The 25,710-nt window shown below is 63.9% G+C and carries 23 protein-coding genes and 1 pseudogene; 12 read left to right on the plus strand and 12 right to left on the minus strand.

The genetic code is table 11. The features are described 5' to 3' along the window. The first annotated feature begins 39 nt into the window (after nt 1-39). Nucleotides 40-1,074 (plus strand): selenide, water dikinase SelD, encoded by a 1,035-nt coding sequence (gene selD, locus AD664_RS22400; RefSeq protein ID WP_053150082.1) that lies wholly within the window; start codon nt 40-42, stop codon nt 1,072-1,074. Then, nucleotides 1,074-2,189 (plus strand): tRNA 2-selenouridine(34) synthase MnmH, encoded by a 1,116-nt coding sequence (gene mnmH / locus AD664_RS22405; RefSeq protein WP_053149870.1) that lies wholly within the window; start codon nt 1,074-1,076, stop codon nt 2,187-2,189. The genes selD and mnmH overlap by 1 nt, the downstream gene beginning before the upstream one ends. Before the next feature lie 143 nt (nt 2,190-2,332). Here the strand turns inward: mnmH and AD664_RS22410 are convergent, their stop codons facing one another. Both AD664_RS22410 and AD664_RS22415 read right to left on the minus strand, forming a co-directional pair. Beyond that, nucleotides 2,333-3,385, minus strand: a complete 1,053-nt coding sequence (locus tag AD664_RS22410) for a permease (protein WP_053149873.1) — start codon at nt 3,383-3,385, stop codon at nt 2,333-2,335. Between the two features lie 118 nt (nt 3,386-3,503). Then, nucleotides 3,504-4,178 (minus strand): hypothetical protein, encoded by a 675-nt coding sequence (locus AD664_RS22415; RefSeq protein WP_042728737.1) that lies wholly within the window; start codon nt 4,176-4,178, stop codon nt 3,504-3,506. Between the two features lie 294 nt (nt 4,179-4,472). Between AD664_RS22415 and AD664_RS22420 the strand changes: the two are divergent. From AD664_RS22420 to AD664_RS22430, 3 genes and pseudogenes are all read left to right on the plus strand, one after another. Further along, nucleotides 4,473-5,171: pseudogene (locus tag AD664_RS22420) on the plus strand (glutathione binding-like protein). A gap of 176 nt (nt 5,172-5,347) precedes the next feature. Then, nucleotides 5,348-6,322 (plus strand): porphobilinogen synthase, encoded by a 975-nt coding sequence (gene hemB / locus AD664_RS22425; protein ID WP_042728735.1) that lies wholly within the window; start codon nt 5,348-5,350, stop codon nt 6,320-6,322. Nucleotides 6,323-6,512: 190 nt separating this feature from the next. Next, nucleotides 6,513-7,607, plus strand: coding sequence for a DUF1615 domain-containing protein (locus tag AD664_RS22430; protein WP_053150084.1), 1,095 nt, complete (start codon nt 6,513-6,515; stop codon nt 7,605-7,607). 165 nt (nt 7,608-7,772) lie between these two features. Here AD664_RS22430 and AD664_RS22435 read toward each other — a convergent pair whose 3' ends face one another. Next, the gene (locus AD664_RS22435; protein WP_053149876.1) at nt 7,773-8,207 is read right to left on the minus strand and encodes a hypothetical protein; all 435 of its coding nucleotides are present in this window, start codon (nt 8,205-8,207) and stop codon (nt 7,773-7,775) included. 216 nt (nt 8,208-8,423) lie between these two features. On the opposite strand from AD664_RS22435, the gene AD664_RS22440 reads away from it, so the two are divergent. Next, on the plus strand, nt 8,424-9,053 hold the full coding sequence (locus tag AD664_RS22440; protein WP_053149879.1) for a glutathione S-transferase family protein: 630 nt from the start codon (nt 8,424-8,426) through the stop codon (nt 9,051-9,053). Between the two features lies 1 nt (nt 9,054). Here AD664_RS22440 and AD664_RS22445 read toward each other — a convergent pair whose 3' ends face one another. The 5 genes from AD664_RS22445 to AD664_RS22465 all read right to left on the minus strand — a co-directional run bounded on the left by AD664_RS22445 (nt 9,055) and on the right by AD664_RS22465 (nt 13,050). Further along, nucleotides 9,055-9,600 carry a membrane integrity-associated transporter subunit PqiC gene (locus tag AD664_RS22445; RefSeq protein ID WP_371260980.1) on the minus strand — a complete coding sequence of 182 codons (546 nt, stop codon included), beginning with the start codon at nt 9,598-9,600 and terminating at the stop codon, nt 9,055-9,057. After that, complete coding sequence (locus AD664_RS22450) at nt 9,597-11,255, minus strand: intermembrane transport protein PqiB (protein ID WP_053149885.1); 1,659 nt, start codon at nt 11,253-11,255, stop codon at nt 9,597-9,599. The genes AD664_RS22445 and AD664_RS22450 overlap by 4 nt, the downstream gene beginning before the upstream one ends. Beyond that, entirely contained in the window at nt 11,236-11,895 is a 660-nt protein-coding gene (locus tag AD664_RS22455; protein WP_053149887.1) for a paraquat-inducible protein A, read from the minus strand. The genes AD664_RS22450 and AD664_RS22455 overlap by 20 nt, the downstream gene beginning before the upstream one ends. Further along, nucleotides 11,892-12,488: a paraquat-inducible protein A gene (locus AD664_RS22460; protein ID WP_053149890.1), complete on the minus strand. Its 597-nt coding sequence runs from the start codon at nt 12,486-12,488 to the stop codon at nt 11,892-11,894. The genes AD664_RS22455 and AD664_RS22460 overlap by 4 nt, the downstream gene beginning before the upstream one ends. Before the next feature lie 121 nt (nt 12,489-12,609). Continuing rightward, complete coding sequence (locus AD664_RS22465) at nt 12,610-13,050, minus strand: CBS domain-containing protein (RefSeq protein ID WP_042728728.1); 441 nt, start codon at nt 13,048-13,050, stop codon at nt 12,610-12,612. A gap of 333 nt (nt 13,051-13,383) precedes the next feature. Here AD664_RS22465 and AD664_RS22470 point away from each other — a divergent pair, with 333 nt between their 5' ends. Next, nucleotides 13,384-15,747: a DNA polymerase II gene (locus AD664_RS22470; protein ID WP_172679755.1), complete on the plus strand. Its 2,364-nt coding sequence runs from the start codon at nt 13,384-13,386 to the stop codon at nt 15,745-15,747. A 133-nt stretch (nt 15,748-15,880) separates the two neighbouring features. Here the strand turns inward: AD664_RS22470 and AD664_RS22475 are convergent, their stop codons facing one another. Beyond that, on the minus strand, nt 15,881-16,702 hold the full coding sequence (locus tag AD664_RS22475) for an aldo/keto reductase (RefSeq protein ID WP_053149896.1): 822 nt from the start codon (nt 16,700-16,702) through the stop codon (nt 15,881-15,883). Nucleotides 16,703-17,015: 313 nt separating this feature from the next. Then, entirely contained in the window at nt 17,016-18,167 is a 1,152-nt protein-coding gene (locus AD664_RS22480) for an aldose epimerase family protein (protein ID WP_053149899.1), read from the minus strand. A gap of 318 nt (nt 18,168-18,485) precedes the next feature. On the opposite strand from AD664_RS22480, the gene AD664_RS22485 reads away from it, so the two are divergent. The 3 genes from AD664_RS22485 to AD664_RS22495 all read left to right on the plus strand — a co-directional run bounded on the left by AD664_RS22485 (nt 18,486) and on the right by AD664_RS22495 (nt 20,890). Beyond that, nucleotides 18,486-19,211, plus strand: a complete 726-nt coding sequence (locus AD664_RS22485) for a hypothetical protein (protein WP_234408031.1) — start codon at nt 18,486-18,488, stop codon at nt 19,209-19,211. A 109-nt stretch (nt 19,212-19,320) separates the two neighbouring features. After that, nucleotides 19,321-20,106, plus strand: coding sequence for a sulfite exporter TauE/SafE family protein (locus tag AD664_RS22490; RefSeq protein WP_053149902.1), 786 nt, complete (start codon nt 19,321-19,323; stop codon nt 20,104-20,106). 232 nt (nt 20,107-20,338) lie between these two features. Next, the gene (locus tag AD664_RS22495; protein WP_053149905.1) at nt 20,339-20,890 is read left to right on the plus strand and encodes a DUF4174 domain-containing protein; all 552 of its coding nucleotides are present in this window, start codon (nt 20,339-20,341) and stop codon (nt 20,888-20,890) included. 146 nt (nt 20,891-21,036) lie between these two features. Here the strand turns inward: AD664_RS22495 and ampC are convergent, their stop codons facing one another. Continuing rightward, nucleotides 21,037-22,185, minus strand: coding sequence for a class C beta-lactamase (ampC, locus tag AD664_RS22500; protein ID WP_053149909.1), 1,149 nt, complete (start codon nt 22,183-22,185; stop codon nt 21,037-21,039). Nucleotides 22,186-22,428: 243 nt separating this feature from the next. Between ampC and AD664_RS22505 the strand changes: the two genes are divergently transcribed. Next, nucleotides 22,429-23,307: a Dyp-type peroxidase gene (locus tag AD664_RS22505; protein ID WP_053149912.1), complete on the plus strand. Its 879-nt coding sequence runs from the start codon at nt 22,429-22,431 to the stop codon at nt 23,305-23,307. Between the two features lie 78 nt (nt 23,308-23,385). Further along, nucleotides 23,386-24,132, plus strand: a complete 747-nt coding sequence (locus AD664_RS22510; RefSeq protein ID WP_042728720.1) for an SDR family oxidoreductase — start codon at nt 23,386-23,388, stop codon at nt 24,130-24,132. A gap of 112 nt (nt 24,133-24,244) precedes the next feature. Here the strand turns inward: AD664_RS22510 and mapR are convergent, their stop codons facing one another. Next, on the minus strand, nt 24,245-25,654 hold the full coding sequence (gene mapR / locus AD664_RS22515; protein ID WP_053150086.1) for a GntR family transcriptional regulator MpaR: 1,410 nt from the start codon (nt 25,652-25,654) through the stop codon (nt 24,245-24,247). Nucleotides 25,655-25,710 lie beyond the last annotated feature (56 nt).

Genomic DNA, 25,710 nt, shown 5'->3' on the forward strand with positions numbered 1-25,710 from the left:
TGGTAGACTCGGTCACCCTGAATGACGAGAGGTATGCCCATGAGCGAGCCCATTCGCCTGACCCAGTACAGCCACGGTGCTGGCTGCGGCTGCAAGATTTCGCCCCAGGTACTGGAAGTGATCCTGGCCGGCAGCGGTGCGCAGAACCTCGACCCCAACCTGTGGGTCGGCAATGCGTCCAGGGATGACGCCGCGGTATACGCCATCGACGAGGCGCGCGGGGTCGTCTCGACCACCGATTTCTTCATGCCGATTGTCGATGACCCTTTCGATTTCGGACGCATCGCCGCCACCAATGCCATCAGCGACATCTACGCCATGGGCGGTGATCCGCTGATGGCTATCGCGATTCTCGGCTGGCCCGTGAACGTGCTGGCCCCGGAAATCGCCCGGGAGGTGATTCGCGGCGGGCGTTCGGTGTGCGACGAGGCGGGCATTCCCCTGGCGGGCGGGCATTCGATCGACGCACCGGAGCCGATCTTCGGCCTGGCGGTCACCGGCCTGGTGCAAAAGCGCCATATGAAACGCAACGACACCGCCACTGCGGGGTGCCGCTTGTACCTGACCAAGCCCCTGGGCATCGGCATCCTCACCACCGCTGAAAAGAAGGGCAAGCTGCGGGCCGCCGACGTGGGCCTGGCCCGTGACTGGATGTGCACCCTGAACAAGCCTGGCAGCCGTTTCGGCAAGCTCGATGGCGTAACGGCGATGACCGACGTCACCGGCTTCGGCCTGCTCGGGCATCTGGTGGAAATGGCCGATGGCAGCCAGGTGACGGCGCGCATCCGCTATGACGCGGTGCCGCGCCTGTCGAGCGTCGAGTATTACCTCGACCTGGGCTGTGTGCCGGGCGGCACGTTGCGCAACTACGACAGCTACGCCAGCCGGGTGGGCCGGGTCCAGGAATTGCACAAGCGGGTCTTGTGCGACCCACAGACCAGTGGCGGGCTGCTGATCGCCGTCACCGCGCAGGGCGAAGCGGAGTTTCTGCGGGTCGCCGCGGAGCTCGGCCTGGCGCTGGAGCCGATTGGCGAACTGGTCGAGCGACAGACCCACGCGGTCGAGGTGTCATGATGGCCGATGACATCACCGATTACCGCGACATCTTCCTCAACGACCGGCCCATGATGGACATCCGGGCGCCCATCGAATTTATCAAGGGGGCCTTCCCCGGCGTGGTCAACTTGCCGCTGATGACCGACAGCGAGCGGCAACGCGTCGGTACTTGCTACAAGCAGCAAGGGCAGCAGGCGGCGATCGTGCTGGGTCATCAGCTGGTGTCCGGCCAGACCAAGGCACAACGCATCCAGGCCTGGGCCGAGTTTGCCCACACGCATCGCGAGGGTCTTCTGTACTGCTTTCGCGGCGGCTTGCGTTCGCAGATCGTCCAGCAGTGGCTCAAGGACGAAGCGGGCATCGAGTACCCCAGGGTGGCCGGCGGCTACAAGGCCATGCGCACGTTCCTGCTGGAGACGGTCGAGCAGGCGGTCAGCCAGTGCGACCTGGTGTTGCTGGGGGGCATGACCGGCACCGGCAAGACCGACGTGCTGGCCCAGCTGGAAAACAGCCTTGACCTGGAAGGCCATGCCAACCATCGCGGTTCGAGTTTCGGCAAGCGCGCCACTGGGCAGCCGTCCAACATCGATTTCGAGAACCGCCTGGCGGTGGACGTGTTGAAAAAGCGCGCGGCGGGCATCGAGCACTTCGTGCTGGAAGATGAGAACCGCATGATCGGCAGTTGCGCCTTGCCCCTGTCATTGTTCCAGCGCATGCAGCAGGTGCCGATGGTCTGGTTGCAAGACAGCGTAGAGCGGCGGGTCGAGCGGATCCTGCGGGACTACATCGTCAACCTGTGCGCCGAGTTCGTCGCGGTCCAGGGCGAACAGGGGTTCTCAGCGTTTGCCGAGCGGTTGTTGGCGAGCCTGGGCAACATCCAGAAGCGCCTGGGGGGCGACCGTCACCGGCGCTTGATGGGCATCCTGGAAGCTGCCCTGGCGGAGCAGGCTCGCAGCGGCGCGGTCGACCTGCATCGGGATTGGATCGAAGGCCTGCTGCGTGAGTACTACGACCCGATGTACGTGTACCAGCGTGAAAAGAAAGGCCTGCGCATCGAGTTCTCGGGGGAGCAGGCGGCGGTGGTGGAGTATTTGCGGGAGCGGGCGGCGAGCGTGGGTCAGCCTCAACAGTGAATTTCACCGCAACCCCATGTGGGAGCGGGCTTGCTCGCGAAAGCGGTGTGTCAGCTCGCATCTCTTTTGAATGTGTCGACGCCTTCGCGAACGAGCCCGCTCCCACAGGGTTTGTGGCTGTCCGGCAATCAGGTGCCAGCCTGCTAGAGCACCACCGCCCCAATCAACCCGCAAACAATCCCCACCACCATGGTCAGCAGCGCCACGGTCACCAGCACGCGGGCATCGAAGTCCTTGCGCAGCATCAACAGCGACGGCAGGCTGATGCTCGGCAGGGTCATCAACAACGCGACGGCGGGGCCGGTGCCCATGCCGAGGGTCATCATGGTCTGCACGATCGGGATTTCCGCCGCGGTAGGAATCACGAACAACGTGCCGACAATGGCCAGCGGCACCAGCCACACCAGGCTGTCGGCCATGGCGCCGTCGACGTGGGGGAACAGCCAGACCCGCGCCGCGCCCAGCACCAGCACCGCCAGCACGTAGATCGGAATGGTGCTCCAGAACAGCTGCCACAAGGTCCGGCCCCAACGGATCAGGAACGGCTGCGCATCTACCGTGCTGGCTTCGGCCACCGCTTCCACGGCGGCTTCGGGCAGGGCCTCGGGGCGGGCAATGCGCTGGGCCACCATCGACACGCCGAACACCAGCACGATACCGGCCACCAGACGCAGGGCGGTGAAGCCCCAGCCCAGCACGAAGCCCATGAACACCAGCGTCGCCGGGTTGAGGACCGGGTTGCCGATCCAGAAGGCCAGTGCCGCGCCCACCGAAACGTTCTGCCGACGCAGGCCGGCCGCCACTGGCGCGGCGCAGCACGAGCACATCATGCCGGGCAGCGCGAACAGCCCACCGCGCAGGGTCGAGGCAAATCCGGCCCGGCCGAACAGGCGCAGCAACCAGTCACGGGGGATCAACACTTGCAGCAGGGAGCCGAGGATCACCGCCAGCACCGCCGCCTTCCAGATGGCCAGGAAGTACACCTGGGCGTAGGCCAGGGCCGCTGTCAGCGGCGCGGTCTGGGCATCATTGAGGATCGAGCCGCCGATGCTGTGGTTGTCGGCGGCGACAAAGGCCTTGAGGTAGTAGGGCGACCACTTGACGTAATAGAGGCCGACGCAGGCCACCAGCAGGAACAGGGCAGGCTTGTACCAGAACGACCAGCCCCGGTGAGCAGTGGCAGAGGATGAAGACATGGAGAAAATCCGGGTAGCGGGAGAATGGCTGCATCATACCCCGCGGCACTGACTCCCGCCGAGAGCAACGTCCTCCCGCCGGTCAGGCCCCGACGCTCCCGCCACCGCGGCTGATGCCTCAGGTCGGGCAGGTTTCCTGACCGTTATCCAGGCCTTGCTTGTAGGTCCGGCTGGAGAGGCTGGCCTTGCCGTTATGCCAGGTCAGGGTCAGCACATACAACGAATCGAAATCCCCGGATTCCCAGTCTTCGGTAATGGTCTGCTTCTTGCCGACGGCCTCGCCGGCGACTTTGTTGATCAGCTCCGGCAGGTAGCCATGGGACCAGGCGGTGTAGATGGTGGCGTTGTGGTACTTGTCGTGCAGCAACTCATCCGCCAGGTCACTGGTGTCGTTGGCCGAATAATTGATGTTCACCGGCAGCCCGAGCTTGATGGCGCTGGGGCTGATGGTCATCAGTGGGCGAATGTAGCTGTAGGAGTTATCCAGCTCGCCTTCTTCGACGTTGCGGGTCGGGTTGGCCGCAAACACATAGTCGGCCTTGCCGAATTTTTCCGGCAGCAGGGTGGCCAGGTCGATGGCTCGGTTGAGGCCCTGGCAATTGAGCTGGCCCAGGCCGCCGGCCGGTTTCTCGGCATGGCGCAGGAACACCAGGGTCTGGACACCGTCGACTGGCTGGGCGCGACTGACGCTGGACTCCAGCGACAGCGCCAGGCCGCAGACCACCAGTAAGGTCGGCAGCAGCAGCCACGAACGGTGCTGCAGGCGCTTGGCGAAATTCAGTGGGTTCATCATCGGATCGATTCTTCAGTCTTCTTTGAGTCAGGCTGACAAACCCTGGCACCACGAGGCGGATGGCCTCGGGTGTTTTCCGTGTCATGACACCGCCTCGGTTCCCTTAAGGGCATTGCTCAGAGTCCGTTGAGGCCCTTTGGTTCGATCCTGCGGCCGGTTCCTTCCCAGCGATGCACTGAACATTAGCGACAGGATGTTGCGAAATTAAGAACAGCGCAGGGCCCGATCACGCCTATGAGGGCTTTCCGGATTTGGATTATCCTCGCTCATCCATTCCTCTCGGAACCTGCGACCATGGCTGACCTGAACCCATTTCCCATCACCCGCAAATGGCCCGCTCAATACCCTGAGTGGATCCAGCTCTATTCGCTGCCGACCCCCAACGGCGTGAAAGTCTCGATCATGCTCGAAGAGATCGGCCTGCCGTACGAACCCCACAAAGTGGACTTCGGCAGCAATGATCAGTTATCCCCCGAGTTCCTGTCCCTGAACCCCAACAACAAGATTCCGGCGATTCTCGACCCCCACGGGCCGGGGGATAAGCCGCTGGCGCTGTTCGAGTCGGGGGCGATCCTGATCTACCTGGCGGACAAGAGCGGCCAGTTGCTGGCCCAGGAGTCGGCGGCGCGCTAAGAGACGATCCAGTGGCTGATGTTCCAGATGGGCGGGATCGGGCCGATGTTCGGGCAACTGGGGTTCTTCAACAAGTTCGCCGGCAAGGACTACGAGGACAAGCGCCCCCGTGACCGTTACGTCGAAGAAAGCAAACGCCTGCTCAAAGTGCTCGACGGGCGCCTGCAAGGACGCGACTGGATCATGGGCGAGCGCTACACCATCGCTGATATCGCGACCTTTCCATGGGTGCGCAACCTGATCGGTTTCTACGAGGCCGGTGACCTGGTGGGTATCCAGCATTTTCCCAACGTAACGCGGGTATTGGAGCGCTTCCTGGCGCGACCGGCGGTGGTTCGTGGCCTGAAAATTCCGGAATGAGCGGCTGATGACGCCCGGGCAGTGCTGGGGTGATTTGCATCAATGGCACGTTGGCCCTATAAGGCGATTATTGCCCCGCCGGTAACACTCTGTTTTCCAGCCGGCGTTTGTGCCCGGGTCGACCTGGGCATAAGCTTTGCCCCCTGTGATCGAGCCCCCAATTGCCCAGGAGTCCCATGTCCAGCCAGTTCCCCGAAGCACGTCCACGCCGTCTGCGTCGCAATGCCAGCTTGCGCAGCCTGTTCCAGGAAACCGAGTTCACCCTGAACGACCTGGTGCTGCCGATTTTCGTCGAAGAGGAAATTGACGACTTCGTGCCGATCAAGAGCATGCCGGGCGTGGTGCGCATCCCTGAATCGAAGCTGGCCAGCGAGATCGAACGCTACGCCCGGGCCGGCATCAAGGCCGTGATGACCTTTGGCGTCTCCCACCACCTGGACGGCGACGGCAGCGATACCTGGAGCGAGCGTGGCCTGGTGTCGCGCATGGCCGGCATTTGCAAGGACGCCGTGCCGGAAATGATCGTGATGTCCGATACCTGCTTTTGCGAGTACACCGATCATGGCCATTGTGGCGTCCTGCACGGGCACGAAGTGGACAATGACCGGACCTTGGTCAACCTGGGCAAGCAGGCCGTGGCAGCGGCCCGCGCCGGCGCCGATGTGATCGCCCCGTCGGCGGCCATGGACGGCCAGGTCCAGGCCATTCGCAGGGCCCTGGACGAAGCCGGTTTCAGCCAGACGGCGATCATGGCCTATTCGACCAAGTTCGCCTCGGCGCTGTATGGGCCGTTCCGCGAAGCCGGCGGCAGCGCCTTGAAGGGCGACCGCAAGAGCTACCAGATGAACCCGATGAACCGCCGCGAAGCCCTGCGCGAATCGCTGCTCGATGAGCAGGAAGGGGCCGATGCGTTGATGGTCAAGCCGGCCGGTGCCTACCTGGACATCATCCGTGACATCCGCCAGGCGTCGAACCTGCCGCTGTCGGCTTATCAGGTCAGTGGCGAATACGCGATGATCAAGTTCGCCGCCCAGGCCGGCGCCATCGATGAAGCCCGGGTGGTCCGTGAAAGCCTGGGGGCGATCAAGCGAGCAGGGGCCGACCTGATCTTCACCTACTTTGCGATGGACCTTGCATCAAGCGGGATCTGACCACGGATCCAGGGTGAAAACGCCTGTGGGAGCGAGCTTGCTCGCGAAGGCGTCGGCACATCCCGCCAGGGTGTAACCGGTCGATTCCGAGGGGAGGGTGTGGTGCCCCGTCGCCCCGAGCGAGCGAACGTAGCCTCGTCCGGCATTTGGTCGTATGGTGGCTGCGGACCAACGGACCTCATGGGGCAACATGCAACTCACTCGATGGATGATCAGCCTTGTCGCATTACTGGCCCTGGCCGGTTGCGGCAGTCGCCAGGCCCAGGAGCCTGAACGCCAACCGGACGAGGTCAAACGGCAGATCGTGCGGTTGCTGCCGTCAAAGACCGTGGATCGCGAAGGGTGGGCCAATGACATCTATGTGGCCTTCTCAGCCCAGCAGATCTCGACCACGACGCAGAATATCTGTGCAGTCCTGGCGGTGACCGAGCAGGAATCAACCTTCCAGGCCGACCCCAGCGTGCCGGGGCTGGGCAAGATCGCCCGGGAAGAGATCGATCGCCGCGCAGCGAAGATGCACATTCCCAGGCTGTTGATCAGCGGTGCGCTTGAGGTGCGCTCGCCCAACGGCAAAAGCTACGCCGACCGGCTCAACGCGGTGCGCAGTGAGAAGGCGTTGAGCGAGATCTTCGATGATTTCATCGGCATGGTGCCGTTGGGCAAGACGCTGTTCGACGGCTTCAACCCGGTGCACACCGGTGGGCCGATGCAGGTCAGCATCGCCTTTGCCCAGGCCAATGCCCGCAACTACCCCTACACGGTGGATGGCTCGATCCGTCGCGAAGTGTTCAGCCGTCGCGGCGGCCTGTATTTCGGCATCGCCCACTTGCTGGGCTATCCGGTGAGCTACACCGAGCCGCTGTACCGTTTCGCCGATTTCAATGCCGGGTGGTACGCCAGTCGCAATGCGGCGTTCCAGCATGCGGTGAGTCGGGCGTCGGGCATTTCCCTGGCGCTGGACGGTGATCTGATCCTGCACGGCTCCATCATGCCGGGTAGCACGGAGCTGGCGGTACGCACGCTGGGCAAGTCGTTGGGGATGCGCAACCCGACCATTCGCGATCAACTGGAGCTGGGGGACAGCCTGGCGTTCGAGGACAGCAAGCTCTACAAGCGGGTGTTCGAGCTGGCCGAAAGCGCGGAAGGCAAGCCGTTGCCGCGGGCGGTGTTGCCGGGGATCGTGCTCAAGAGCCCGAAGATCACGCGCACGTTGACCACGGCGTGGTTTGCCAAGCGGGTGGATGAGCGTTATCAGCGGTGTATGGCGCGGGCGTCGGGGCGGTAGCGATGAAGCGAGGTCGATGGCGGGGCTTGGGTATTTGAGAAGAGACCGTGGCGAGGGTGCTTGCTCGCGGTTATTGTCGGGGGCTGCGTTGCAGCCCAGCGGGAGCAAGCTCCCTCGCCACGGTGGGTGTTGCATTGTCTGGGGCCTGGGTTGCATGGGCCTCCTTCATGCGCGGTTCTCGATCAGGCGATCGGAACCACCTTCGGCGACACGGCGTTCCAGCAGGCGATCAGCACCACCTTCGGCGACGCGGCGTTCCAGCAGGCGATCGGCACCACCTTCGGCGACGCGGCGTTCCAGCAGGCGATCGGAACCACCTTCGGCAACGCGGCGTTCCAGCAGGCGATCAGCACCACCTTCGGCGACGCGGCGTTCCAGCAGGCGATCGGCGCCACCTTCGGCGACACGGCGTTCCAGCAGGCGATCGGAACCACCCTCGGCAACGCGGCGTTCCAGCAGGCGATCAGCACCACCTTCGGCAACGCGTTTTTCGATCAGGCGATCGGAGCCGCCTTCGGCGACAACAGGTTGGGCGGTGGCGGCGAATACGTTGGCGGCCAGGACCGAGAAAGCAAGGCTGAGGATGATTTGGCGTTTCATGAGGGTGTGCTCCGGGGGTGCAGTGGTTGGTGTGGCGCCATTGTTGCGTCCGACCACCGTCAATAAGAACTTCATTGAAATGATGGTGGATATCGACCGCGGTGATAGCTCGTTGGTGTGCAGCCGGTCAGCTCGATACCGCAACAGTGAGGTTGGTTGGAACGCCGCGGGGTTGGCGGGCTCTACCCCATAACCCCTTCCTCAGGAGACCCCCTCATGTATCAGTTGTTCGGTCACCGTCAGTCCGGGTCGGCGGCGGTGGAGATCGCGCTGGAGTGGTGCGGCGTGCCGTTTCGCCGGATCGATGCCTATTCGACCGAGGACAGCGAGGCAACGCGCGAGCTCAAGACATTGAACCCACAAGTCCAAGTGCCCACCCTGCAATTACCGGATGGTTCGGTGCTGACCGAGGCGGCCGCGATCCTGATTCACCTCGGGCTGAGCTTTCCCGCGTCGAAGCTGCTGCCTGACGATCCCCTCGAACGTGCGCAAATCCTGCGCGGCCTGGTCTATGTCGCCGCCAATTGCTACACGCCCATCGGCATCCTCGATTTTCCACAGCGCTGGCTGGACGGTGGCGATGAAGCCTGCGCCGAGTCATTGGTCCGAGGTACCCAGCAACGGCTGTATCGCAACTGGGCCTTGTTTGCCGACCAGTTCGCGGCCAGGCCTTTTTTCGGCGGTGCCGAACCGGGAGCCCTGGATATCCTGGCCGCCGTGATCACTCGCTGGAGCGGCACGCGCGAGGCGATGCTGAATGCTCGTCCCGAGTTCCACGGCTTGCTGGCGCGCATCGACTGCCATCCACGGGTGGCGCCCGTGTTGTCGCTGCACTGGGCCGAGTGAATCAGGGGCAGGCGTTTGTCGTGGCGGCCTGCTCGACGAGGCCCACCAACTGACGGACGTTGTTCTGATGGGCGCTCACCAGCGCGTCGATGCTGCCACCCGCCGGCGTTTGCAGGCTGCTGCGGCAGGTGAGGGTGGGGGACTGTGTGCCCCGCAGTCGCCATTGCACATCCATGCGGGCGTAGCGACCGGGAATCGAGTCGAAGCGCTTCACGTCCACGCGCAGCAAACGCTTGGCCGCGCCGGGATTGTTCAACTGTTCGTCCAGGCTGCTGTGCAGTTCATCGGCCAGGCTGGCGCCCCACCACTCGGTTTCCAGGATCGCCAGGGCGCTGTTGCCCTGGCGGATGACCATCTGGGTGCGATCCACCTGGGGCGGTACGCTGACTTGCTCGACCTGGATGTCCACGTTGGACCGCGACGGGCCGGCCGGCTGGGCGGGGCTCAGGGTGTGGTAGTGGATAGGGTCGCTGCGGCAGGCGACGAGCAACAGGGCGATGGCGAGCCCTATGAGTTTCAGCGGCATCAGGCGGGCTCCTGTGATCATTCGTTCGGCGGCAACGTGAGGTTCTGCGCCGGGGCATCCTTGGGGCGTCCGCGCAGCAGCGATTCGGGGTGGCGGCTCAGGTAGTCGGACAACTCGCGTAGCGAGCGCGACATACGGCCCAGCTCGTCGAGGGTCTCGGTCAGTTGTTCGCGCTGGGGCGAATCCTCGGCGAAGGTCGAGTTGGCCGATTGCAGGGTCTTGCTCACGTCTTGCAAGGTGCTTTGCACGCCGGGCAGGGTCTTGCCGTTGATCTGTTTCAGGCCCTTGCGCAGTTCCACCAGGTTGCCGTCCAGGTTGCTGGCGATGCTCTCCAGCGGCAGCTTGTTGATCCGTTCCACCATTGAATGGAGCTGTTCCTGCAGCTGCTGCAGGCTGCCCGGAATGGTCGGGATACGGACCGGTCGGGCATTGGGGTCGAAGGCGACTTTTTCCGCCTTGGGGTAGAAGTCCAGCGCGATGTACAACTGCCCGGTCAGCAGGTTGCCGCTGCGGGCCTGGGCGCGCAGCCCGCGCTCGACGAAACTGCCGATCAGGCGTGCGCCAGCGGCTTCGTCGTCGGGGTTGTGATTGAGGGCCTTGAGCAGTTTCTCATGGGCCTTGCCCAGGCGTTGCGGGTAGATCACCACGCCGACGTTGACCGGAAAGCTGCGCTGTTTCTCGTCGAAATCCAGGTTGATCGCCACCACCCGGCCGACCTCCACACCGAGGAATTCCACCGGCGCATCGACCCGCAAGCCGCGCAGCGCCTGATCGAAGCGCAACGCCAGGTACTGGGCCTTGCCATTGGGTGGCGCGAGTGCGCTCTGCTGGTCGGCGAACAGCTCGAAGGTCTTGTCCGCGCTGGCCGGGCTGTCGTTGGGGTTGTAATCCGGGGCCCGGAAGGCGATGCCGCCCAGCAGCAGGGCCGAGAGGGATTCGGTCTTGACCGCGAAACCGTTGGCGCCGACGTTGACGTCCACGCCGCTGACGTTCCAGAACCGGGTGTTTTCGGTGACGTAGGCGTCGTTGGGCGCATTGACGAACACGTCGATGTCGACGCCCTTGCCCTCGGCGTCCAGCGCGTAGGACACGACTTGGCCCACCGGGATCTTGCGCAGGTACACCGGCGAGCCGATGTCCAGCGAGCCGAGGTCCTGGGAGTGCAGGGTGAAGCGCTTGCCCGGTTCGCCGTAGGTGATCGGCGGCGGGGCTTCCAGGCCGGTGAAGGACTTGGCGCGCACCTTCGACTGGCCGGCGTCGGCGCCGATGAAGTCACCGGACAGCAAGGTGTCGATCCCCGAGATCCCGCCGGCGCCGATGCGCGGCCGGACCACCCAGAACACCGAGTCTTCGTGGGTGAAAGTGTCGGCGTTCTTGGCCAGTTTGACCGTGGCGGTGACGTTTTTCTGGTCGTTGCTCAATTGCACGTCGGTGACCTGGCCGATGACCACATTGCGATATTTCACCTCGGTCTTGTTGGCGGTCAGGCCTTGGCCAGTCTTGAAGGTGATGGTGATGGTCGGGCCTTCCTGCAGCCAGTCGTGGACCACCAGGGACAGGCCCACCAGCACCGCGATGATCGGCACGATCCACACCAGCGAAACGGTCCAGCGGCGGGTGGTGACATTGGCGCGTCCTGGCGCGGGCCGTTGCCCGTCAGTGGCTTGCGTCTTCATCCAGCGCCTCCTCGCAGGGTTGGGTGTCCCAGATCAGCCGGGGGTCGAAACTCATGGCCGACAACATGGTGAACAGCACCACCAGGCCGAAAAACAGAATGCCCGGGCGTGGCTCGATGTCGCTCAGGGCCTGGAACTTGACCAGCGCGGCCACCAGGGCCACCACCAACACATCGAGCATCGACCAGTAGCCGATCACCTCCACCAGCCGGTAAAGCTTGGCCCGCTGGACCTGGGCCCAGGTGCTGCGGCGCTGGACGGTGACCAGCAGCAAGGTCAGCACGACGAACTTGATGCCCGGCACCGCGATGCTGGCGATGAAAATGATCAGGGCGATGTCCCAGGCGCCGCCTTGCCAGAACTCGATGACGCCGCTGATGATGGTGCTGTCGGCACCGTCGCCGAGCATCTGGGTATTCATGACCGGCAGCAGGTTGGCCGGGATATAGAACACCAGCGCGGCCAGCATGTAGGCCCAGGTGCGGGTGATGGGGTTGGGTTTGCGGCGATGCAGGTCGGCGTCGCAGCGTGGGCAGGCCTGGGGTTCGTCGCTCATGTCGCAGGCCAGGCCGCAGCCGTGGCACAGGCACAGGTTCAGGTCGTCGGCCTTGGGCGGGTCGGCCGACGGCAGGCCGTTCACAGGCTGTCCCACAGGTCGCGGACATCGCGCCCGGCAATGCGGATCATCAGCAGGCTCAAGGCCGCCAGCGTAAACAGGCCGATGCCGGGGAGCACGTCCAGCAAGCCGGCGAGCTTGATCACCGCCACCAGGGCACCCAGCAGGCACACTTCGAGCATGCTCCAGGGCCGCAGGCTCTCCAGGCTGCGCATGCACAGGTTGAAGCCGGGCGCCCGTCGGCTGGCGTGGGCGTAGCCCAGTACCCAGAGCAGCAGCGCCAATTGCAGGGCCGGTGCGACGATGATTGCGACGGCGGCCACCAGGGCGATGAAGGTCATCGGCCCTTGGCTCAGGGCGACGATGGAGTCCCACAGCGTGGCGCTGTTGCTCAGGCCCTTGAACCGGATGCTCATGACCGGATAGACATTGGTGAACGCCCACAGCACCGCGGCCGTGAGGGTCAGGGCCAGGCGTTGCTCGATGCTCAGGCCGTTGTAGCGCTGGATGACCGCGTGGCAGCGCACGCACGAGGCTTTTTGATGCCGCACGAGGACCACCGGCTCATACACCGCATCGCAATGCTCACAGATGATCAGTCGGGCGGAAGTGGCCATCGAGAGGCTCGGGCAGAGGCAACCCCTTCAATATAGAAGTGAACGGCCAATCAGCAAGCTGTGGCAGCGACGCTGGGAGCGAGCCCGCTCGCGCCCAGCGTGTTGACCCTGCTGCGACCGGTCATTCGCCGCGGATGTACTGCTCCAGTTGTCGGATCAGGTCGGCCTGTTCGGCGATGGCTTCCTTGACCAGGTCGCCGATGGACAGCAGGCCGACGAGCTTGCCGTCGTCCACCACCGGCAAGTGGCGCAGGTGCTTTTCGGTCATGATGCTCAGGCAGGTCTCGACGTTCTGGTGCGGGTCGATGGTGATCACCGGGGACACCATTATGTCGCTGACCTTGGTTCCCACCGACGAGCGCCCGTGCAGGACCATTTTGCGCGCGTAGTCACGTTCGCTGATGATCCCCAGCACTTCCCCGTTCTTCACCACCAGCAAGGCGCCGACGTTCTTCTCGGCCATGCGCATCAGGGCCTGCAATACCATGTCGTCCGGTGAGATGGTGTGCACTTGCTGGTTCTTCTCATCTTTTATCCGGAGCAATTGCGCGACGGTTTTCATGGTGGGCCTCGGGTTGTTTTTGCAGGTGTGCTTAAAGAATCGTAGACCCGGCGGCGCAGAGCAAGCGGGAAAGCGGCGGCCAGTCGTCAAATAACGTCATGGGCAAGCAAAATATCTCTGATGGCATTTCATCCACCTTGTGGCGAGGGAGCTTGCTCCCGCTGGGCTGCGCAGCGGCCCCAGAGCGGCCAAGCATCAGATGAACACCTTCGGGGCTGCTTCGCACCCCAGCGGGAGCAAGCTCCCTCGCCACAGTGGCTATGTCGGTTGGGCAGGTGAAGATCTCTCGCCGCAGGTAGAATCAGCCCCTACGTAAAATTCGAGGTTGCAGTGGTGGATCTACAGCAGGGCTTCGTCCTGACCCGGCATTGGCGCGACACCCCGGCCGGCACCGAAGTCGAATTCTGGCTGGCCACCGATGCCGGCCCCCGGCGCGTGCGCCTGCCGATGCAGTCGTCGGTGGCGTTCGTGCCGCAGGTCCAGCGCGATCAGCTCCAGGGCCTGTTGCAAGGCGAAAAGGACATCGAGCTGCGTCCCTTGGACCTGCTGGATTTCCAGCATCGCCCGGTACTGGGCCTGTATTGCCAGCAACACGCCCAGCTGATGCGCCTGGACACCACGCTGCGCCGTGCCGGTGTCGAGGTGTTCGAGGCCGACATCCGGCCGCCGGAGCGCTACCTGATGGAGCGCTTTATCACCGCGCCGGTGTGGTTCGGTGGCACTCCGGGGGCCGATGGCCTGCTGCTGGAGGCGCAGATGAAACCGGCGCCCGGTTACCGTCCGGCGCTGCGCCTGGTGTCCCTGGACATCGAGACCACCGCCCAGGGGGATCTGTACTCCATCGCCCTGGAAGGCTGCGGCGAGCGCCAGGTCTACATGCTCGGGCCGCCCAATGGCGACGACAGCGGCGTGGATTTCCAGCTCGAATACTGCGAATCGCGCACGCTGCTGCTCAAGAAGCTCAACGAGTGGTTCGCCCGCTTCGACCCCGACGCCATCATCGGCTGGAACGTGGTGCAGTTCGACCTGCGCGTGCTGCATGAACATGCCCGCCGGTTGGCCGTGCCGTTGCGCCTGGGGCGCGACGGTGAAGAGATGCAATGGCGCGAGCACGGCGCGCGCAATAATCACTTTTTCGCTTCGGCGGCCGGCCGGCTGATCATCGACGGCATCGAGTCGCTGCGTTCGGCCACCTGGAGTTTCCCCTCGTTCAGCCTGGAAAACGTCGCCCAGACCCTGTTGGGGGAGGGCAAGTCGATCGATAACCCGTACCAGCGCATGGACGAGATCAACCGCATGTTCGCCGAGGACAAGCCGGCGCTGGCGCGCTACAACCTCAAGGACTGCGAGCTGGTGACGCGGATTTTCGCCAAGACCGAACTGCTGACATTCCTGCTGGAGCGGGCCAGCGTCACCGGCCTGCCGGCGGACCGCAGCGGCGGATCGGTGGCGGCCTTCACGCATCTGTACATGCCGCTGATGCACCGCCAGGGCTTCGTCGCGCCCAACCTGGGACAACGCCCGCCCGAGGCCAGCCCGGGTGGTTTCGTCATGGATTCACAACCGGGGCTCTACGAATCGGTGCTGGTGCTGGACTACAAGAGCCTGTACCCGTCGATCATCCGCACCTTCCTCATCGACCCGGTGGGCTTGATCGAAGGCCTGCGCCACCCAGGCGAGCGCGAGTCGGTGCCGGGCTTTCGCGGGGCACGCTTCTCCCGTACCCGGCATTGCCTGCCGGCCATCGTGGCACGGGTCGCCGAAGGCCGGGAGACGGCCAAGCGCGAACACAACGCCCCGCTGTCCCAGGCCCTGAAAATCATCATGAACGCCTTTTATGGTGTGCTCGGCTCCAGTGGCTGTCGCTTCTTCGATCCGCGGCTGGCTTCGTCCATCACCTTGCGCGGCCACCAGATCATGCAGCGCACCCGACAGTTGATCGAAGCCCAGGGGCACTTGGTGATCTACGGCGACACCGACTCCACGTTCGTCTGGCTGCGGCGCGCCCATGGCCAGGAGGAAGCGGCGAAGATCGGCCGCGAACTGGTGGCACACGTCAACCAGTGGTGGCGCGAGCAGGTGCGTGACGAGTTCGGGCTGGAGAGTGCCTTGGAGTTGCAGTTCGAAACCCATTTCAAGCGCTTCCTGATGCCGACCATCCGCGGCGCGGAAGAGGGCAGCAAGAAACGCTACGCCGGGCTGGTGACCCGCGCCGACGGCCACGACGAAATCGTCTACAAGGGGCTGGAGACCGTGCGCACCGACTGGTCGTTGCTGGCCCGGCAGTTCCAGCAGGAGTTGTACGAGCGCATCTTCCACCGCAAGCCTTACCAGGATTACGTGCGCGATTACGTCCATCAGACCCTGGCCGGCGCGTTCGACGAACGTCTGGTCTACCGCAAACGCCTGCGCCGTCCGCTGGACGACTACGAACGCAACGTACCGCCCCACGTGCGGGCGGCGCGGCTGGCCGACGAGTTCAACCAGCGCCAGGGCCGCCCGCGGCAATACCAGAATGGTGGCTGGATCAACTACGTCATCACCGTCGCCGGCCCGGAACCGCTGGAAGCCCGCAGCGCACCGATCGATTACGACCACTACGTGAGCAAGCAGCTACAACCGGTGGCGGACGCGATCCTGCCGTTCGTGGACGATGACTTCTCGACGTTGGTGGGTGGGCAGATGGGGTTGTTCTGACGGCGGTGGCCGCATGCTTTTGTGGCGAGGGAGCTTGCTCCCGCCGGGCCGCGCAGCGGCCCCGGAAGCATCACGATCGCTGCGCAATCGAGCGGGAGCAAGCTCCCTCGCCACATAGGCGTTTGCCCGCGAATCAAACCATCGCTAGCCGCTGCTTGCCCTGGGGTTGCGCAAACGTCAGGTCCAGGGCCGCGAGGTCCTGGGGGGCCAGTTGCAGATCGGCCGCTTCGGCGTTCAGCCGCACGTGCTCGGGCTGCACCGCCTTGGGAATGGCAATGACATTGTCCTGGCGCAGGAGCCAGGCCAGCGCGATCTGCGCCGGTGTCGCGCCGTGGCGCTCGGCGATCTGGCGCAGGGTGTTGTCCTTGAGCAGGTGCCCGCCCTGGCCGACCGGACAGTAAGCCATGATCGGCATGCTGCGCTGTTGGCACCAGGGCAGCAGGTCGAATTCGATGCCGCGTGCTTGCAGGTTGTACAGCACCTGGTTGGTGGCGCAGGCCGGCGCGGCCAGTTCTTCGAGGTCGGCGACATCGAAGTTCGACACACCCCAGTGGCCGATCTTGCCTTCCTCGCGCAGGCGCTCGAAAGCCTCGACGGTTTCCTCCAGCGGGTACTGCCCGCGCCAGTGCAGCAGATAAAGGTCAATGTAGTCAGTGTCGAGCCGTCGCAAGCTGCGTTCGCAGGCCAGGGGAATGCCTTTGCGACTGGCATTGTGGGGGTAGACCTTGCTCACCAGGAACACCTGGTCGCGCAGGCCGGTGATCGCCTCGCCCACGACAGCCTCGGCGCCGCCTTCAGCGTACATTTCCGCGGTGTCGATCAGGGTCATCCCCCGTTCGATGCCCAGGCGCAGGGCGGCCACTTCCTGCTTGTGCTGGGACGGTTCCTCGCCCATGTGCCAGGTGCCTTGGCCGATCACGGGTACGGATACGCCGGCCAATTCCAGAGTCTTCATGACTGTCTCCTGTGTGGTTGAACGTCAGGCATGTGGCAGCAGGATAGACCAAGGGTTCAAGGCCTGTGGGAGTGAGTCTGCTCGCGAAAGCGGTCTGTCTGCGCCGACCTCTTCGCGAGCAGGTTCGCTCCCACAAAGGTGATTCAGGCGGTGGCGAATGTTGCGGTCAACGCCTCTTCCCTGTGGGAGCGGGCTTGCCCGCGAAGACGGCGGTACATCCAAAATCGATTCGAGCTGATCCACCGCTTTCGCGAGCCAGCCCGCTCCCACAGGTTGGCGGCTTGAGCCGGACCCATGGGGGCGAGCGGGGGGATTACTTGGTGGAGAACTTCAGCACCATGGTCTGGGTGTAGGTCTGGCCCGGATCAAGGCGCGTCGAAGGGAAGTTCGGCTGGTTGGGCGCATCCGGGTAGTGCTGGGTTTCCAGGGTAAAGGCGCCCCAGTGCGGATAGACCTTGCCTTGCTTGCCCTTGATCGTGCCATCAAGGAAATTGCCGGTGTAGAACTGCACGCCAGGCTCACTGGTATAGAGCTGCAGGTAGCGTCCCGATTGCGGGTCGTAGGCGTCGGCGGCGAGTTTGCCCACGTCCCCCTTGGCGTCCAGCACCCAGTTGAAGTCGAAGCCGCCCTGTTTCGGTTCGGCGAACTTGAGTTGTGGGTGATCGGCCTTGATGTGCGTGCCAATGGCGGTGGGTTGGGTGAAGTCCATCGGTGTGCCGGCCACGGGGGCCAGTTCGCCGGTGGGGATCAGCTTGCCGTTCACCGGGGTGTAGCGGGCTGCGTGCAGGGTGGCGACCTGTTTCAGGATGTCACCGTTGCCGGCACCGGCCAGGTTGAAATAGCTGTGGTTGGTCAGGTTCAACACCGTCGGCTTGTCGGTGGTGGCCTTGTACTCGATGCGCAATTCGTTCTTTTCGTTGAGGCTGTAGGTGACGTCGGTCTTCAGCGCGCCGGGAAAACCCATCTCGCCGTCCGCCGACAGGTAGGTCAGGGTCACGCCCACCGAATCCTTGCCCTCATGGGGTTCGGCTTTCCATACACGCTTGTCGAACCCTTGCGGGCCACCGTGCAACGCATTGCCGTGGTCGTTCTGCGGCACTTGATAACGCTTGCCGTCCAGTTCGAAGGCCCCGTCGGCCAGGCGGTTGCCAAAGCGTCCGATGGTTGCGCCGAAGTAGACGTTGCCGTTCTTCTGGTAACCCTGCACATCGTCGAAGCCGAGCACCACGTCGGCGGGCTTGCCGTGTTTGTCCGGCACGATCAGCGACTGGAGAATCCCGCCGTAGGTAATGACCGTGGCTTCCATGCCGTGGCTGTTGCGAAGCACGAATTTTTCCACGGCCGTGCCGTCGTCGGTCTTGCCGAACGCTGCGCGTTGTTGAGTCAGGCCGGCGGCCTGGGAGGCAGAGGTGGCGATCATCAGAGACACTCCGAGGGCCGTGAGCAGATGTCTGGATTCAAGCATGGTTTGACCTTCCTTCCTGTTGTTTTGTTGTTGTTTTGAACGCGGGTCGAGTCCGTTACTGGTCGGACGGCGATGAAGGCTTTACTGTTCAGTAGTCTTTCTATTTGTCGATGGAAATTGGATTTATAGCCATAAATTGGGATTTATCAATTAAAAAGTAAGACTAATTGACGTTTGGGAGATTTACTTCAGAGGACGGTGTTGCACCATCCACTGCACTTTTACGGTTTTTGTCGCTCTATCCATGGCCTGGAAGCGGCGACCCCCGCCGCGTCCCCCTGCCCAGACCGAGATTCGATGGCCGGTGCTTTTTATTCGATGCGAGCGTTGCGACGACGCAGCGCAGCAGTGTTGATCGGTGTGCTGGCCCTGCTCAGCGGCTGCAGCCACCAGCAAGGCCAGGACATGGTCACGCAGTTGGGTAACACCCGTCCCCAGGAGTTCCTGCAGACCAGCGTCGACCGCATGGCGACGTTGGCGATGCATGACAACCTGCAAAGCCTTTACCTGTTGATGAGCAAGTTATACCTGCGCAACCCCGACGAACTGCGCAAGTCGGGCTTTCTCGACGCCCGTACCGCTGAAAAACAGGTGCGCATGGCCATCGAGCAGCAGCAGCCCTTGCCGACCCTGGGAGGCAAGAAGGATCTGGCGGCGTTGAGCTATGCGATGAGTCCGGAATTCCTCGGGGACCGGGTCGGGGCCTTCATCTATGCCATCGGCAGCATGCTGGTCACGGCCCATGGCAATCGCCTCGAGTTCTACATGACCGATAGCATCGACCCGCGCTTCGTCAGCAATGCCGCGCGCAACATCGAGAAAGCCACCTGGATCCTGAGCCAGCGCCAAGGCAAGGACGGCAAGCCGCTGCTGTTTTCCAACGAGATCTCGGAGGAAGGCAGCAACCTGAGCTTTGCCGTGGAGTTCGGGAAAATTGTCGCGCGGTTGGACCTGTTGACGCAGATGCTGGACGAGCGCTACCGCCGGATCGGGCTCAACTATGCCCAGAGCCTGCTGTTCCTGAACTTCCTGCCGGTTCAGTAGCGTTCGTTAAAAAAGGAATAAAGATAGATCACATCGATATAGGGGGTTATAAGAAAAATCGCTATGCTCGCGGCCAGATTTTCCACGCGGTTGCGCTGAGACGGGTTTGATGGATTTCGGTAATGTCGGTTTAGTCGTAGCGGGCCTGGTGGTCGGCTTCATCGTCGGGATGACTGGCGTCGGCGGTGGTTCGTTGATGACGCCCATTCTGCTGTGGTTTGGCATCAACCCGGCGACGGCGGTGGGCACTGACCTGCTGTACGCGGCCATTACCAAATCGGGCGGTGTGCTGGTCCACGCCAAAAATCGCAATATCGACTGGGCCATCACCGGTTGGCTGACCTTGGGCAGCGTGCCGGCGGTCGGCTTGACCCTGTGGTTCCTCAGCAGCCTGCACAGCTCGCCCGACGCCATGAACGCGGTGATCAAGCAAGCCCTGGGCTTCGTGCTGTTCGCCACGGCCCTGGCGATCCTGTTCAAGAAGCGCCTGCTGCAATTCGCCCACGACCGCGCTGGCGGCCACTACAACCCGTCCGGCACGCGCCTCAACGTGCTGACCGTCATCACCGGCCTGATCCTGGGCACCATGGTTGCGCTGACCTCCATCGGTGCTGGCGCCTTGGGCACGGTCGCGCTGTTCATCCTCTATCCCTTCCTTGTCACCAAGCGCCTGGTGGGCACCGAAATCGCCCACGCCGTGCCGCTGACCCTGGTCGCTGGCCTCGGCCATGCGAGCATGGGCAACATGGACTGGCACATCCTCGGTTTCCTGCTGGTCGGTTCGCTGCCGGGGATCTACCTGGGCAGTCATTTGTCAGGGCGTATCTCCGATGAACTGCTGCGCCCGTGCCTGGCGGTGATGCTGGCGATGATCGGGTTCAAGCTGGCGTTCTGAGGCCTGCCGGTGAGCACGTGCCTGCGCGGCACACCGCTTTGCCGAGCCGGCTCACTCCCAGGATTTCTTCCTTGGCGGTCCATGCTGGCCGGTCCATGTCGGCTTCGCACTCAGTTGCGCAATGAACTCGCTGGCCTAAGCTTCAACGCAGGCGGGCGCAGTATTGGCCGACTCGCGGAACAATTGCCGCCATGCGCAATCAGTACAGCGTAGATATCAAAAGGAGAGGCGCATGCTCATTCGGTCGTTGACCTTCGCTACCTTGCTGGCCGTTGCCAGCCCGCTGTTCGCCGCCGATGGCGACTCACCCCTGGTGGCGGAGGTGGGCAGGGCCCGCCCCTTGATCGTCATCGCGCCCAGCACAGTGGACCCGGCCTGGGTCAGCCTGAAGAAAGCGTTGGAAGAACCAGCCGGCAAGCAAGGTTTTGCAGAGCGCAACATGGTGCTCTACACGGTGCTCAACACCATCGGCCAGCGGGACGGCAAGGACCTGGACCCGCAAAGCACCATGTCCCTGATCCGTTCACTCAAGCTGGGCGCCGGTGCCCAGACCAAGATCATCCTGGTGGGCAAGGACGGGGAAAAGAAGCTTGAGCATTCCGGGGCGATCGAGCTCAAAGACGTTTTCGACACTGTCGACAAACTGCCAACTGCGGAAAAGGAAGCGGCCGCCCCAACACCTCCTCCTCCCGCGCCGGAAGCAGCCCCGGCCAAGGATGCCAAAAGCGCCAAGCCTGGCAAGGCGAGCAAACCTGCGGCGGCGCCGAAGCCGTTGGATGATTGATGACTGATCCATAGGCTTCTGTTTGTGGCGAGGGAGCTTGCTCCCGCCGGGGCGCGAAGCGGCCCCAGGATTTGCCGATCATCGAGGTCCAGGAAGCTAGGGCTGCTGCGCAGCCCAGCGGGAGCAAGCTCCCTCGCCACGGTCGATCATTGCTTATCCAGCGCCGTCAGTATCCGATACGCAACCTTCACCCGTTCCTCGATCGGATAATTCTTGTTCGCCAGCAACACGATCCCCATGTGCCTGCCCGGCACGAACGCCGCGTAAGCGCCAAAGCCGCCGGTCGAGCCGGTCTTGTTGATCCAGGCATCGTCCGGCGCCGGGCGGGGCGGTTCGAGGGGCTGCACCTTGTTCGGCTGCATGGCGACCTCCACCGAGTTACCTGCCAGCAGTGCATCCAGTGTCACCGGGTAGGGGTAGAACTCCCAGCCCAGGCCCTGGGTCATGCCGCCCACCGTGTAGAAACCGTTGTGGGTGGTGGCGATGGCGTGGCGCAGGTCGGCGTCCAGTTTTTCCGGTTGCAGGTTGGCCTCGACGAAACGAATCAGGTCCGCTGAGCTGGTCTTGACCCCGTAGGCCTGCGCATCCAGCGCCCCCGGCCCGACCCGCACGGGCTTGCCATCCTTCGCGTAGCCTTGGGCATAGCGCTCCAGTTGGTCTGGCGGTACCCGTACATAACTGTGCGTGAGGCCCAGCTTCGGCATCAGCGTCTGCTCCATCGCCTGCTCGAACGGCTGGCCCAGGCTGCGGGCTGCCAGGTAGCCGAACAAACCGATGCTGGGGTTCGAGTAGAGCCGCTGGGTGCCGGCCGGGTAGAGCGGTTTCCAGGTCTTGAAGTAGCCGAACATCCGGTCGGGATGGTCCGCCTCCTGGGGGAACTGCAGCGGCAGGCCGCCGGCGCTATAGGTGGCGAGGTTGAGCAGGCTGATGCCGTCGAAGGCGCTGCCGCTCAGCTCGGGAGCAAAGCGGCTGGCGGGGTCCGACAGCGACAGCTTGCCTTGGGCCAGGGCATAGGCGCCGAGCGTGGCGGTGAAGGTCTTGCTGACCGAGCCGATTTCGAAGAGGGTCTGGTCGGTGACCGCCTGCCGGGTGTCCTTGGAGGCCACGCCATAATTGAAGAAATGACGTTGCCCGTCGAGGGTGATCGCCACCGCCATGCCAGCGATGTCCTGTTGCTTCATCAAAGGCTCGATGGCGGCGTTGACCGTCTCTTCAATGCGGTCCTGGGCGAAGCCCGTGGTTGCCCCGCAAAGCAGCAGGAAAGCGCCGGCGAGGGTTGATCTGGCCATGTGCATGTCGGACCGTCTCCTTGGGTGTCCGGTGCCTGGGGTGCACCTGAAGGGGCGTCAATCTAGGACGTTTTGCGCGGCTCGGCAATCGGTGGCCGGACGTTGCCAGGCGTGGTTCCGAGTTGTCTGGCCTGGGCATCGGAAAGATCCTACGAAATCGCTGCGAACCCCAGGCCATTGGCCATGCATGGCAAACCACACAAATTCCTGGCCGCCGGGTAAACTTGCGCTCTTTCTAAAGGAGTTCACATGAGTTACTACCAGCCTGGCATTCTCGCCACCCCTGTTCCGCCTCAGGCCCGTCATCTGTTTTTTGCCCTGGAATCGGTCGAGGCACTGCCGGCTGCGATAGACAAACTCGTGTTGCTGCTGGATGAGCGCGCGGTGATCGGCTTTGGCGAGTCGCTGGTGCAGGCCCTGAGCGCCCAGGTCGAAGGCCTGCGGGCCTTCCCCGCGCTGGCTGGCGTAGGCGTCGACAACCCCTCCACCCAGCATGCGCTGTGGTGCTGGCTGCATGGCGAAGACCGCGGTGAGTTGCTGCACCGCAGCCGCGCCATCGAGGCGGCACTGGCCCCGGCCTTGCGCCTGGTGCAGATGAACGAAACCTTCCGCCACATGACCGGCCATGACCTCACAGGTTACGAGGACGGTACCGAGAACCCCCACGACGAAGCGGCCGTCGCGGCCGCGCTGGCCCAAGGGGCAGACGGCCTGCGCGGGGGCAGTTTCGCGGCGATCCAGCAATGGCAGCACGACCTGGATGGCTTCGCGGCGATGTCGCCCGGTGAGCGCGACAACATCATGGGCCGGCGCCTGAGCGACAACGAAGAAATCGACGAGGCGCCGGAGTCGGCCCACGTCAAGCGCACTGCCCAGGAGAGCTTCGCGCCCGAAGCTTTCGTCGTGCGCCGCTCCATGCCCTGGATCGAAGGCGACCGCGCGGGCCTGATGTTCCTGGCGTTCGGTTTCTCCCTCGATGCCTTCGAGGCGCAATTGCGCCGCATGAGTGGCCTGGAGGACGGCATTACCGACGGCCTGTATCGCATGAGCCGGCCGATCACCGGGGGCTACTACTGGTGCCCGCCACGGCTGGACGCACGCCTGGACCTGCGCGCCCTGGCTCGCTAAGCGCAACGGTTTGTGCAAAGCGTGAGGTGAACGCTATTCTTGGGCCGGACCTCTATCCGTGGAACGGGAGAAGCAAGCGTGGATAAAGTCATCGTCATCACGGGGGGCGGCCGCGGGATCGGGGCTGCCACGGCGCTGCTGGCTGCCGAGCTGGGGTATCGGATCTGCATCAACTACCAGTCCGATGAAAGCGCTGCCCTGGAGGTGCTCGCACAGGTCCGGGCCAAAGGCGTGCAGGCGATTGCCGTGCGGGCCGACGTGAGCATCGAGGACGAAGTGATCGCGCTGTTCGACCGGGTGGATGCCGAGTTGGGCCGCGTTACCGCCTTGGTGAACAACGCCGGCACCGTCGCCCAAAAGGCTCGCCTGGATGAAATGTCCGAGTTCCGCATCCTCAAGGTCATGCGGACCAACGTGATGGGGCCGATCCTCTGCGCCAAGCACGCGGTGCTGCGCATGTCGCCACGGCATGGCGGGCAGGGCGGGAGCATCGTCAACGTCTCCTCGGTGGCCGCGCGCCTCGGCTCGCCCAGCGAGTACGTCGACTACGCGGCCTCCAAGGGCGCCCTGGACACCTTCACCATTGGCCTGTCCAAGGAAGTGGCCGGCGAAGGCATTCGCGTCAACGCGGTGCGACCGGGCTACATCTACACCGATTTCCATGCTCTCAGCGGCGACCCGGACCGGGTCAGCAAACTTGAGTCGGCGATCCCCATGGCGAGGGGCGGGCGGCCAGACGAAGTGGCCGAGGCGATCATCTGGTTGCTGTCGGACAAGGCGTCGTACGCCACCGGGACGTTCGTGGACCTGGGGGGCGGGCGCTGAGCTCAGCCGGTCTGTTGCGGCGCTTTCGCGACCCTGCTCGCGGCCACATGGATCGTCTGCGATAACGATCCGTTGTGGGGGCGAGCTTGCTCGCGAAGGGCGCTCCCTGATCTCAGAACGAGCGGATAATCCGCCCCAGTGTTTCCATGGCCTTTTCCGACGCCTCGGTCCACGGGCTGCCGTAGTTCAGGCGAATGCAATTCCGGAACCGCCGGGTCGGTGAAAAGATCGGCCCCGGCGCGATGCTGATGCCTTGGGCCAGGGCCATCTGGAACAGTTTCAGCGAGTCCATCTGCTCGGGCAGTTCCAGCCACAGGAAGTAGCCGCCCGCCGGCTGGCTGACGCGGGTCTGGGCCGGGAAATAACGGGCGATGGCGGCGCGCATCGCACTTTGCTGTTCTTCCAGGGCATAACGCAACTTGCGCAGGTGACGGTCGTAGCCGCCGTGTTGCAGGTAGTCGGCGATGGCCGCCTGGGCCGGCATCGAGGCGCACAGGGAGGTCATGAGCTTGAGCCGTTCGATCTTCTGCGCATAGCGCCCGGCAGCGACCCAACCGATGCGATAGCCCGGTGCCAGGCTCTTGGCGAAGGAGCCGCAATGCATCACCAGGCCCTCGGTGTCGAACGCTTTGGCGGGTTTGGGGGCCTGTTGGCCATAGTAGAGTTCGGCGTACACGTCGTCTTCGATCAGCGGCACCTGGTGGCGGCGCAGCAACTCGACCAGCACTTGCTTGCGGGCCTCGGGCAGCGTCGCGCCCATGGGGTTCTGGAAACTGGTCATGCACCAGCAGGCCTTGATCGGGTGGCGTTCCAAGGTTTGCGCCAGCACTTCCAGGTCGAGACCGTCGCGCGGGTGGACGGGGATTTCCACTGCCTTGAGCTTGAGCCGCTCCAGCACCTGCAGGCTGGCGTAGAACGCCGGTGCTTCGATCGCCACCAGGTCGCCGGGCTCGGTCACGGCTTGCAGGCACAGGTTCAGGGCCTCCAGCGCGCCATTGGTCACCAGCAGTTCCTCCATCGGCAACATCAGCCCGCCGACCATGTAGCGCAGGGCGATCTGGCGCCGCAACTGCGGATTGCCCGGCGACATGTCCGTGACAACCACTCGCGGGTCCATGTCTCGGGTGGCGCTGGACAGAGAGCGCGACAACCGATGCAGCGGAAACAACGTCGGGCTGGGGAACGCCGAACCGAAGGGCACCGTGGTCGGGTCCTTGATCGATTCCAGCACCGAGAACACCAGTTCGCTGACGTCGACTTCGGTGGACTCGTGCACGGGGCTGCTGATCACCGGCTCGGAAAACGGCGTCGGCGCATGGGCGTTGACGAAGTAGCCCGAGCGTGGCCGGGCCCGGATCAGGCCGCGTCGCTCCAGCAGGTAATACGCCTGGAACACCGTGGACGGGCTGACGCCGTAGGTCTGGCTGGCGTAACGCACCGAGGGCACTCGCTGGCCCGGCCCCAGCATGCCGGAGCGGATCAGTTCAGCGATGTCGTCGGCGAATTTCTCGTAGCGTTTCATGGCGAGCCCATTTTGCAGCGGTTCGAGGTCAGACTGGAGCTGTGCGTCGGGCATCT

It is taken from the genome of Pseudomonas sp. P97.38, from assembly GCF_001269745.1.
Classification (GTDB): Bacteria; Pseudomonadota; Gammaproteobacteria; order Pseudomonadales; family Pseudomonadaceae; genus Aquipseudomonas; species Aquipseudomonas chlororaphis_E.